Genomic DNA, 10,939 nt, shown 5'->3' with positions numbered 1-10,939 from the left:
CTCAAACCACCTGAATCAATCCCTCAACGCCTTGATTCAATATCTCAGCGTCAGCGCTCCGGGCAGGATCTCAAACGTCGCGGGTATACGCCCCGGCGACTCGCCATCTATGTCGACCAGCGCGCCGTTCTTCTCGACATCGCCGCTAGGTTCGACCACCACTTTCCGGCCACGCAATATGGTGATGGCCGGATGGTTGCGGTGCCGGCCGCCATAGAGCAGCCGAATATCCCAGATCAGCTTCAGCTTGCCGGCCGCGCGCAGGATGACGATGTCGAACTGGCCGTCGGCGAGTTCGGCGTCCGGGGCGATCATCATGCCGCCGCCGAAGAACTTTCCGTTGGCAACCGCCACCAGCGCCATGCGCGCCTCGACCGGGGTGCCATCGTCGACGGTGATCCTGACGTCCTGGAAGCGGTAGCGGATGAACTCGACCACGGTGCGCCAGAAAAACAGCGCCTTGGCCGACATCCTGCCCTTGCGCTTGTCGGCATTGACCGCACGGTCCGTGGCGCCGGACAGGCCGAGGCTGGCGATATTGATGAAGTGCCGGCTGGCCAGCGCGCCATGGTCGTCGATGTAGCAGATGCGCCCGGCATCGACCTTGCGCGCCTTGGCTTCGGCGATCCGCTTCAACGCCGCATCCACCTCTTTCGGCAGGCCAAGTCCGCGCGCGAAATCGATGCCGGTGCCGCAAGGCAGCAAGGCAAGTTCGGTTGTCCGGCCGCTCTCATCGAATGCCTGCAGCAATCCGTCGGCCACCTCGCTGGCGGTGCCGTCGCCGCCGGCCGCGATCACCAGCCCGAAGCCGCTTGCCGCGAGGTCGAGCGCCAGCCTTTCGGCGTCGCCCTCGGCCTGCGTCTCGCGCAGCTCGAATTCGCCGAAATGCTTTTTCAGCGATGCGGCGACCTCCGGCCAATGCCGTTTCAGCCGGCCGCCGCCGGCAATCGGATTGAGCACCACCCCGACTTTCAATGCGCACCCTCCCCGCACCGAGCCGATAGGCTCGATGCTTTGCCTGCATTGAAGCCCGCGCCAGCCGGCGGAGCAAGGGGCACAGCCGATCAGGCGCCAAAAAGCCGGCGGGCTGTCTAATGCAGCTGGAGTCGAAATTCCGAGCTTTGTGGCAAACGATCCCCGATAATCCCGTTATCCACAGGCTCACGCCCATTCCCCAAAACCCTTACCCGGCGTAAGTTTAACCATCTCAGGCGGCTACCGATCGCCACGCCGAAAGGCAAAGCGAAAAGGCGGATTTCCTGAGGCCCGTACGGCCCGAAGCGAGAGCAGGCTTGCTTGTTCGAGGGACGGATGCCGAGACCTACGGGGCCGCGGAAAGCGTGCGAACGCCAACGGCGGACCGATGCTGCCATGAAGGACGGCGAAAACCTTCGATGGCGCGCCGAACGAAGCTCGCAAGGGTGGAGAACGGCGTGGTCTGGAACGGGCACTGCCCTCGGGCGGTGACTGGCAGGACCGTCAAAATCAAGGCCGGCATGGCGCGACGACTTTGCGGAAGTTGCTGCCGCGACCGTGTCCTGATCTGACAGGGAGGCGCTGGGAGAAATCCCGGCGCCGACTGTCTTTTGGGCCAAGGTCCGGTCGGCGAAGCGACGCGTGAAGAAGCCGATACTTTGCTGGAACGCGATTTCGGCGCTGACGGAACCACTTCATCACCAGGCGCGGTCAGCAATTCACCGACATGATCCCGCGCCTGATCGACAGAGGCGTGTCCTTCGTCGAGATCGGTGGCAACGACGCGATCATGCTCACCGTGTTTCGGCGGCGGACTTCGCTCCGCCCAAAGGCTCCCGCACGCCGTTCAGCCAACCGGTTCCGATCGATCCGGCCACCCGTCGCACCGGCTGATCGTCGCCGTGCGCAAGACTGCACATCGTGCTGTCGGCGCTGTTCGAAGCAGGCGCCAGGCTGGAACACCTCTCCGACTGAAGACGCGCCCTGCACCGCGGCCTGCCCGGCGGGCCAAGCTACTTCTTCGGGCCGATGCCCGGGATCAAATTGAGGCCAGCGTTTATATATTCCGGCCGTATGGCGCCGCTGATGAGCGTGAAGGTGGCGAGCATGATGCTGGCCAGCGCACCGTCATGCCATGGCCTGAGGGCCAGCGCGTTGACGGCATAGGCCCAGAATGGGAAGGCGAGCATCGACATGACGATGTTGGCTCCCGGAGCCTCCGCATTGTCGGCTGAATCGCTGACCGATTTCAGATACACCGGCGTCATCGCCAGCGCGACGATCAACATGATCCATGAAATGGTCCAGACGCTGATACCGGCCATTTCAATCTTATAGATGGCTGCCTGCACCTTACCCGGAATGTCCCCCGGATTGCCTTTGGTCTCTTCCGCCACCGCATCGGTCAACGCCTTGGCAACCGGCTGCTCAGTGGCATTGACCAGGATGGAGTTGACGAAGATGAAAAATGCCACGACTTCGGCAGGCACGTACTTCGCAACCCGGTCGAGATAGCCGTCGCCGCCTTTCGATCCTTGATCTTCTTGCTTGTCATCGTCGACGCCGAGCGGAGCATCGCCTGGAATGCCCTCGAGCGTTGAATCCCTTTTCGGCACAGGCTCAGCGGACCGGACAATTCTTCCCATGACAAACCCCTCCTATATTGTTGTATCGCCCCGTGAGTATCGTAGTAGAAAACCGGGCCAAGAAACAGTTGTCGCGGCCATAGCCGACAAGATTTATTCAGGCTTCTTCCTGCAAATGCATCACGCCCCCGCCCTATCTGCTACCGGGTGTCTAGAAATCCACCTATAGTGAGCCGTACCCGAAAAACGCATCCCCCGGCTCATCGCGTGATCGCGGCCAAAATCCCGCCTTGTTCGCGCGCGATGGAAGGACTGGCTGCCGGGGGGCAATCCGAAGGACAAGACCGTGCTCAAGACCGCCCTTGTCGCCATGACCATTGTCGGCTGTGACTGCGACGCCAAGCTTTGCGAATATATCGGCGAGACGCCGGCGAAGTGGGCGACTATCGCCGACTGCGAAGCGGCGATGAAAAGCCAGATGCTGCACCAGAAGAACTTCGACTATCCGCTGGTCTCTGGCATCTGCCGCAGCAAGGGGTCGGCGTCTTCTTCGCAACTGGCGGCGGCCGCATCCCGCCCGGAACTGAAGCCGGCCAGCCGGAATGTCCAAACCCCGTTGCCGCCGGAACTGAGCCATCGGCCGAGCGTTCCCGTCGGCTCCCCGACGACGGCCATGGAGGCAGCAGCGGTACGGCCCGTCGCCTACGAGCAAGTGGTCGATGGCGGAACAGGCGTGCTCTACCGCACCAGGAACGGCTACGCCGTGGTCAAGACAGATCTCGGCCGCGTCGCGTCGACAACGGTCGGCATGGCCAAGCGGTCCGCGAACTGGCTGGCAGGGCTGGTGCCGAGCGGGTTGTGAGCGGGCTGCCGCCGGACCATACCACGCTGTCGCACTGCCGTTGAAAACTCCAGATAAATGCATGATGGTGTCAGGCATCGACACGCAGGAGCGCCATTTCATGAAGCATGCAGTTCGAACCATGCTGTCCCTGATGCTGGCGTTGGGGCCGGTTCCGGCCGGTGCGCAGGATTCCGGCCAGGGCGGCGACAAGGTTGTAGGCGTCGCCAGGGACGATCCGGACATGGCGGCGGCCATTGCGCAGGCGCGCGCCAGCCTCGATGAATTCCTGTCCTTGTCGGATGCGCCGCCAGCCGGGACAACCAGCTACAAGTTGAAAGTCGAGGTCAGGGACGGAGACGCCTCGGAGCATTTCTGGATCATCCCCTTCCACAAGACCGCGACCGGATTTGCAGGAACATTGGCCAATGAACCGCAAGCGGTGCACAATGTCGTGGCCGGCCAGGAACTCGAATTCAAGCGGGACGATATTTCCGACTGGGGCTACACCAGAAACGGTCGCCAGGTCGGGAGCTTCACCGTCTGCGTGATGTTCAAGACGATGGCGCAAGAAGACGTCGAATATTACCGCCAGAACTACGGCTTCGCCTGCTGACGCGCGGCAGCCTGGCTAATGCATGCGCCCAAACAGGACCGCCGTTTTGGGGCAACGAATGCATGAAAACAAGACCTGAAGCGCGTCGCATGAATTCGTTTCGACGCGCGGCGCTTTAGGCCTCGCCATCCGTCGCGCCGGTCTTGCGCACCAGCGCCGCGGTCGCCAGGATCGCGCCCATATCGGCGATCATCGGCGCGATGTGCTTGGTGTAATCGAGCGGCACGGAAATGGCGGGCAGTTCGAAGAAATTCTTCGGCTGCGGCAAGAGCAGGAAACCATCGCTGCCATTAAGCGCCACCCGCGCCGGATCATCGCGCCATGTCTCGTGCAGCCATTTCAGCGCCTGCGCCAGCCGGCCGCTCACCAACGGCTGGGCGGCGGCGACATTGTCGGTGCGAAATTCGTAGTCGCCGTCGAGCAGCGGATCGCCGCTGGACAGTTCCTGCATCTTGCCGGCGAAGATGCCGCGGAAGAAACCGACCACCGCGTTGCTGCGGCGCGTCGCGACCAATATGCCGGGGAACGGCGCGATCGTCTCGAACGCAACGATGACGCCCTTGAAGACCGTAGACGAGCCCTTGCCCGAACCTTGGCGCAACTCCGCCTCGTAGAGCTCGAACGGAAAATCCTCGTAGCGGCCTGACACGATGTCGTCGAAGCTCTGCCGGTTGAAGGCGCCGACCACGGCGCGCGGCAGCCGGTCGAAGGAATTTGGCGTCACGCTGTGCTGATAGCGCACATCCCTGATGAAGCCGAAGATGATCGGCAGCAGCGTGTCACGGAACGATTGCTGCAGCCGCGTCGCCGGCCTGATCGCCAGGAAGTACAGCAGCAGCGCCGCGAAGAAACCGCCGGCATAGAGGAACACATGCGGCGTCGAGAACCATTGCTCGTTCACGTCGGCGACCTTGTTGAACAGCCAGGCCACCAGCACGACAAAAACCAGCAGCAGCCCCAGAAACACCGGCACCCGCCAGCGCACCTGGCGGCAGGCCGAAGCCCGTCCAGCCTCATAGATCTCGATATTCTTCCTGATGCCGGCGACCACCGCTTCATCAGGCATGAACTCAGCTGCTTCCATCGCCCCCTCGCAAAGTCCTATTATACCTATGATAACGGGAAAGTTGTCAGTCGCCAAAGATCGCCTTCAGCCTGGCCTCGACCTTGCCCTTCATCCGGCCAGTCAGCGCCTCGACCGGAACCAGCCGCTCATGCCCGCCTGCGCGCAGCCGCATGAAGGGATGCATCCGGTAGCCGGCGATCGCACCGCGCTTGCCGAGATCGGCGCTGACATCGACGACGAAAATGCCGGCGATGCGGCCGGGCCAGGGCTGCCGCGCCAGCGCCGTGCCGAGGAAGTCGCCAAGCCCGTAAGCCACGAGCGTCTTGCCGACCCATTGCACCGGCTGCACGACATGGGCGTGGTGCCCGGCAATCAGCCCCACGCCGTGACCGGCCAGCAACCTCGCCAGCGTTTGCGTTTGCGGCTGCGGAAAATGCCGGAACTCCCAGTCCCAGTGCGGCACCGCACAGGTGAGATCGATGTTCTTGTCGGCCGCGCCTCTCGGCCATGCCGCCGGATCGCTCTGCATCGAGACGAGCTCGGTGAATGGCCCGGCGTCGCCATTGCGCCACAGTGTGAAGGCGGCAAAGCCGATCGTCAGCGGCCCGGCCTTGACCTGCTCGACCGGTCCTTCTTTCGCGGTGCCGATGGTGCGGATGCCAAGCCGCTTCAGCGCCGCAGCCGTCTCGTCGAAACCGGCGACGCCCTGGTCGAGCACATGGTTGTTGGCCAGCGACAGCACGAGCCTTTCGCGCGCGATGCCTACGGCGGCAAGCGCCGCGGCAAGAAACCGCTCGCTCATCGCATGGTGAGTGCCAAGCCGCGTGCCAAACGCCACGCTCGGCCGCTCGACGACCGGACTTTCGCAATTGCCGATCACCAGATCGGCTGAGCCCAAGAGCTTTGCGATCGCCGGATCGCACTCCGGCGCACGATGGTTGGCCACCGCCGAAATATCGCCGACAAAGGCCAGCCGCACCTTCCGCCCTGGCGGTGGATCGATGAGTGTCGTCGCCGCGATCGGCGCAAAATCCCTGACATCGCCGCCAAGCGACGGCTTCAGGAAGCGCGGCAGCCATGACAGTTTGTAGGAAAGCGGATAGTTCGACACGCGACGCCCAATCGTTTGCCCAATCGGTTAGCTTGTGTAGACGGTCTGCCCGGGGAGTGTCGACCGTCAGTCCTTGAAACACTGCCGCCGGCAGACACGGCGCCAAATGCGTGTAATGTCTGCGCATCGCATAGTGGAGGGATGAGATGACACGTTTTGCAGGCCTGCTGGCGTCCGCCTTCCTCCTGTTGATGCCGCTATCTTCGGCCCGCGCCGCCGCGCCCGAAGCAGCGACCGCTTTGTTCGAGGCCAAAACGGTGACCGAGCGCAACCGTGCGCTCACAACGCTTGAGTCTGCAGCGAAAGGCGATCCGGCGTCAGCCTATGCCGCCGGCGCCGGCGAATTCTTCACCGCGCTGGAAATCCTCGCCGGCGGTCTGCACCGCCACGGGTTCGAAAGCCCGCAATCCTTCATGCTGCCGCTGATGCGGCTGCCGATTCCGGACAATCCCAATCCCGAACCGCTGACCTATGAGCAGTTCCGCGCCATTCTGGTCGCCTTCCGCGACCGGCTGGAGACATCCGCGGCCACTCTGGGCTCGGTACCCGCCGATGCCGATATCGGCATGGTCGTCGACCTCACCCATGCCGGCATCGATCTCAACGAAGACGGTGCCATCGCGCCGGATGAAAGCATGGCCGCGATCATGGCCTCGCTGTCGCGCGGCGGTATCTCGTCGGACGGCGCCGCTCCCTCGCTCACATTCCGCTTCGACCGGGCCGACGGTTTCTGGCTGCAGGGCTATGCCGAATTCCTGATGGCGCAGGCCGATTTCTGGCTGGCGCATGATTTCAGGACCATGTTCGACGGCTCGTTCCACATGCTGTTCCCGCACGCCAAACTGCCGCTGCAGGACGTTCTGGTGCCTCCCGCCGGGGACATGGGCAGCAGCATCTTCTCATCGGAATGGCGCATCGCGGATTTCATCTCCATGGTTCACCTCGTCAACTGGCCGGTGGTCGAGCCCGAGCGACGTCAAGCGGCGCGCCGCCATCTGCTCGAAATGATCCGGCTGTCGCGCCAGGACTGGAAGGCGATCCGCGCCGAGACCGACAATGACCGCGAATGGCTGCCGGGACCGCAGCAGAAGGGCGAGAACCCGCTCACCGGGCTCGAAGTCGGCGAGGAGCAGGTCGAGGCCTGGCTCGCCACTCTGACCATGGCCGAAGACCTTTTGGAAGGCCGCAAGCTGCTGCCGCATTTCCGCATCACGGCCAGCACCGGCCAGGGCATCAACATGAAGCGTTTCTTCGAGGAACCGAAGCCTTTCGACCTCGTGCTGTCGATTACCGGCCCGGCCATCGCGCCCTACCTCGAGAGCGGTGAGATCGTGACCAGCGGCGAGTTCGACCAGATCCAGCGTCAGTTCGGTGGCGGTGGGTTTTTGACCTTCGCGCTGTGGTTCAATTGAGCAGGTGGCCCGGCTTTGCGTGACACAGCTCCTGACACCCTTGTGTCAGGAGCTTCGACCCGCTTAGTGTCCCTTGCCACTGCACTCTTTCCATTTTGGCGGACTCTGCCCATATTTGGGGCATGGCCAAACTTCCCGAGAAAAAGACACCGTCTCCGGCGGGTGACAACAGCGCTTCGCTGCCCAAGCGGCGCAGCCCGTTGACCGATTTCCTCGATGCTTCGGAGCCCTTGCACAAGGGTGGCTTCGCCGAGGCGCCGCAGGCTGACTTCACCGGCACGCCGCTGAGCGGCTCGATTGCCGACTGGGCCGAGCAGATCGAGCAGGAGGCCGAGAAGGAAGGCCGTCTCACCGGTAAGGGCGATGGCAAATCACCAAGGTCCGCGAAGAAGATCCCGGAGCGGTCCGCTGCGCCCGGCCGCAGTTCGCGCGGGACCTCGATGGGTGGCGCGGCAACGGCGCGCGAGCGCACCGCCGCCGGCCTCAACCCGGTCGCCGGTCTCGACATCTCGCTGGAAGACGCCGAGACGATGGCCTCGGGCAGCGTCACCGCGACGGTCGCGGCGCTGTCGGCGCTGATCGAATCCGGCAACCCGCTGCACAAGGACGGCGTGCTGTGGACGCCGCACCGCCCTGCCCGCCCGGAAAAATCCGAAGGCGGCATCGCTATCAAGATGGTGTCGGATTTCGAGCCGGCCGGCGACCAGCCGACCGCCATCAAGGATCTTGTCGAGGGCGTCGATAACAATGACCGCACCCAGGTACTGCTCGGCGTCACCGGCTCCGGCAAAACCTTCACCATGGCCAAGGTGATCGAGCAGACGCAGCGCCCTGCCTTGATCCTGGCGCCCAACAAAACGCTGGCCGCGCAGCTCTATTCCGAGTTCAAGAAATTCTTCCCAGACAATGCGGTGGAGTATTTCGTCTCCTATTACGACTACTACCAACCGGAAGCCTACGTTCCGCGCACCGACACTTTCATCGAGAAGGAATCCTCGATCAACGAGCAGATCGACCGCATGCGCCATTCGGCGACGCGTTCGCTGCTCGAGCGCGACGACGTCATCATCGTCGCCTCGGTGTCCTGCATCTACGGTATCGGCTCGGTCGAGACCTACACGGCGATGACCTTCCAGATGCAGATCGGCGACCGGCTCGACCAGCGGGCTCTGCTCGCGGATCTCGTCGCCCAGCAGTACAAGCGCCAGGACATCAATTTCGTGCGCGGCTCGTTCCGCGTGCGCGGCGACACGATCGAAATCTTCCCGGCTCACCTTGAAGACCGCGCCTGGCGCATCTCGATGTTCGGCGACGAGATCGAGGCGATCACCGAATTCGATCCGCTCACAGGCCAGAAGACCGGCGAGCTGAAGAGCGTCAAGATCTACGCCAACTCGCACTATGTGACGCCGCGTCCAACGCTCAACCAGGCGATCAAGTCGATCAAGGAGGAGCTCAAGCACCGGCTGGTCGAGCTCGAGCGCGCCGGCCGCCTGCTGGAGGCACAGCGGCTCGAACAGCGCTGCCGCTTCGATCTTGAGATGCTGGAAGCCACCGGCTCCTGCGCCGGCATCGAGAACTATTCGCGCTATCTCACGGGACGCCAGCCGGGCGATCCGCCGCCGACTTTGTTCGAATATATCCCCGACAATGCGCTGGTCTTCATCGACGAAAGCCACGTCACCGTGCCGCAGATCGGCGGCATGTATCGTGGCGACTTTCGGCGCAAGGCGACGCTGGCGGAGTATGGTTTTCGCCTGCCCTCCTGCATGGACAACCGTCCGCTGCGCTTCGAGGAATGGGACGCCATGCGACCGCTCTCCGTCGCGGTTTCTGCGACACCCGGCGCCTGGGAGATGGAACAGGCCGGCGGCGTGTTCGCCGAGCAGGTCATCCGCCCGACCGGCCTGATCGATCCGCCGGTCGAAGTCCGCCCGGCGAAAAGCCAGGTCGACGATGTCGTCGGCGAAATCCGCGACACCACGGCCGCCGGCTACCGCACGCTGGTCACCGTTTTGACCAAGCGCATGGCCGAAGACCTGACCGAATATTTGCATGAGCAAGGCGTGCGCGTTCGCTACATGCACTCCGACATCGACACGCTGGAGCGCATCGAAATTCTGCGCGATCTCCGCCTCGGCGCTTTCGACGTGCTGGTCGGCATCAACCTGCTGCGCGAAGGCCTCGACATTCCTGAATGCGGTTTCGTCGCCATCCTCGACGCCGACAAGGAGGGCTTCCTGCGCTCCGAGACGTCGCTGATCCAGACCATCGGTCGCGCCGCCCGCAACGTCGACGGCAAGGTCATCCTCTATGCCGACCAGGTCACCGGCTCGATGGAGCGGGCGATGGCCGAGACCAACCGCCGCCGCGAAAAGCAGATGGAATGGAACGCGGCCAACGGCATCACCCCGGAATCGGTGAAGTCGCGCATCTCCGACATTCTGGACTCGGTCTACGAGAAGGACCATGTCCGCGCCGATATCTCGCAGTTCACCGACGGCGCCGGTGCGATGATGGGCAACAATCTCAAGGCTCATCTCGACGCCATGGAAAAGCAGATGCGCGACGCCGCCGCCAATCTCGACTTCGAGAAGGCCGCCCGCATCCGTGACGAGATCAAGCGGCTGCGCGAAATGGAACTGTCGATCGCGGAAGACCCGCTGGCCAAATATGCCGACATGGAAAGCCCGGTTTCGGGCCGCGAGAAGGGCAAGCACAACAAGGGCGTGGCCAAGCACCGTACGGCTGAGGAACAGGAGCGGTTCCGCAAGTTCGATGAGGCACGTGCCGCCGAAGAGGCGGCCAGGGCTGCCCGGTCCAACCTCTTCCGCAAGCCGGCGCTCGACGAAATGGGCGCCGACGGCGCCGTGCCGGTGAAGAAACCGCTGTTTGCCAAGCCGTCGATCGACGATATGGGGCCTGGTACCGACATGCCGACACCGTCAGGCGCGGTGTCGCGCTCGCTGTTCAAGAAACAGTCGGCGCAGGAAGCGCACGGCTCCGACTTCGGCATTCCGGGCGGCGCCACCAAGCCACTGTTCAAGAAGAATTCGCTCGACGAGATGACCGTGCGGCGCACGGAAAAGCCGGTCGAAGGGAAAGTGCCGGCCAAGCCCCAGCCAATCTCCCCCCGAGTGGGGGAGATGCCCGGCAGGGCAGAGGGGGGCGCGAAGGAACGCGACGATTCCCCAAAACCATTCGTTCGCCAGCGCGCCGGCATCGGCTCCTACGAAGACCCAGGCGACGCCCGCCGCGAAAAGCGCCGGCCGGGCAAGACGGGGCGGCCGGGGAAATAGCACCTCTTTCCTTCTCCCCTTGTGGGAGAAGGG

Annotated in this window: 8 protein-coding genes; 4 read left to right on the top strand and 4 right to left on the bottom strand. The window is 63.5% G+C overall.

Annotated features, from left to right (window positions below; all coding sequences use genetic code 11):
* Positions 1 to 36 precede the first annotated feature (36 nt).
* Complete coding sequence (locus tag X751_RS155360) at positions 37 to 975, bottom strand: diacylglycerol kinase family protein (protein ID WP_023744313.1); 939 nt, start codon at positions 973 to 975, stop codon at positions 37 to 39.
* A gap of 1,013 nt (positions 976 to 1,988) precedes the next feature.
* Positions 1,989 to 2,621 (bottom strand): hypothetical protein, encoded by a 633-nt coding sequence (locus X751_RS155365; RefSeq protein ID WP_155923215.1) that lies wholly within the window; start codon positions 2,619 to 2,621, stop codon positions 1,989 to 1,991.
* 286 nt (positions 2,622 to 2,907) lie between these two features.
* On the opposite strand from X751_RS155365, the gene X751_RS155370 reads away from it, so the two are divergent.
* Both X751_RS155370 and X751_RS155375 read left to right on the top strand, forming a co-directional pair.
* Positions 2,908 to 3,423: a hypothetical protein gene (locus X751_RS155370; protein WP_023744312.1), complete on the top strand. Its 516-nt coding sequence runs from the start codon at positions 2,908 to 2,910 to the stop codon at positions 3,421 to 3,423.
* A gap of 100 nt (positions 3,424 to 3,523) precedes the next feature.
* Positions 3,524 to 4,018 (top strand): DUF2314 domain-containing protein, encoded by a 495-nt coding sequence (locus X751_RS155375; RefSeq protein ID WP_023744311.1) that lies wholly within the window; start codon positions 3,524 to 3,526, stop codon positions 4,016 to 4,018.
* Between the two features lie 115 nt (positions 4,019 to 4,133).
* On the opposite strand, the gene X751_RS155380 is transcribed toward X751_RS155375, so the two are convergent.
* Both X751_RS155380 and X751_RS155385 read right to left on the bottom strand, forming a co-directional pair.
* A complete protein-coding gene (locus tag X751_RS155380; RefSeq protein WP_023744310.1) occupies positions 4,134 to 5,102 on the bottom strand; it encodes a DUF3137 domain-containing protein in 969 nt (322 codons plus the stop codon).
* A gap of 46 nt (positions 5,103 to 5,148) precedes the next feature.
* Complete coding sequence (locus tag X751_RS155385) at positions 5,149 to 6,195, bottom strand: CapA family protein (RefSeq protein ID WP_023744309.1); 1,047 nt, start codon at positions 6,193 to 6,195, stop codon at positions 5,149 to 5,151.
* Between the two features lie 146 nt (positions 6,196 to 6,341).
* Here X751_RS155385 and X751_RS155390 point away from each other — a divergent pair, with 146 nt between their 5' ends.
* Both X751_RS155390 and uvrB read left to right on the top strand, forming a co-directional pair.
* Complete coding sequence (locus X751_RS155390; protein WP_023744308.1) at positions 6,342 to 7,607, top strand: hypothetical protein; 1,266 nt, start codon at positions 6,342 to 6,344, stop codon at positions 7,605 to 7,607.
* Positions 7,608 to 7,729: 122 nt separating this feature from the next.
* The gene (uvrB, locus tag X751_RS155395; RefSeq protein WP_023744307.1) at positions 7,730 to 10,906 is read left to right on the top strand and encodes an excinuclease ABC subunit UvrB; all 3,177 of its coding nucleotides are present in this window, start codon (positions 7,730 to 7,732) and stop codon (positions 10,904 to 10,906) included.
* Positions 10,907 to 10,939: the final 33 nt, after the last annotated feature.

Source organism: Mesorhizobium sp. LNJC394B00 (genome assembly GCF_000502555.1).
Lineage (GTDB): Bacteria > Pseudomonadota > Alphaproteobacteria > Rhizobiales > Rhizobiaceae > Mesorhizobium.
Note: the sequence above shows the minus strand (reverse complement) of the source record. Positions and strands in the feature narration are given on the sequence as shown.

Excerpts from the sequence above, each read along its gene's own strand:
- X751_RS155365 (WP_155923215.1), bottom strand. The coding sequence starts at position 2,621 with ATGGGAAGAATTGTCCGGTCCGCTGAGCCTGTGCCGAAAAGGGATTCA.
- X751_RS155375 (WP_023744311.1), top strand. The coding sequence starts at position 3,524 with ATGAAGCATGCAGTTCGAACCATGCTGTCCCTGATGCTGGCGTTGGGG.
- X751_RS155380 (WP_023744310.1), bottom strand. The coding sequence starts at position 5,102 with ATGGAAGCAGCTGAGTTCATGCCTGATGAAGCGGTGGTCGCCGGCATC.
- X751_RS155390 (WP_023744308.1), top strand. The coding sequence starts at position 6,342 with ATGACACGTTTTGCAGGCCTGCTGGCGTCCGCCTTCCTCCTGTTGATG.
- uvrB (WP_023744307.1), top strand. The coding sequence starts at position 7,730 with ATGGCCAAACTTCCCGAGAAAAAGACACCGTCTCCGGCGGGTGACAAC.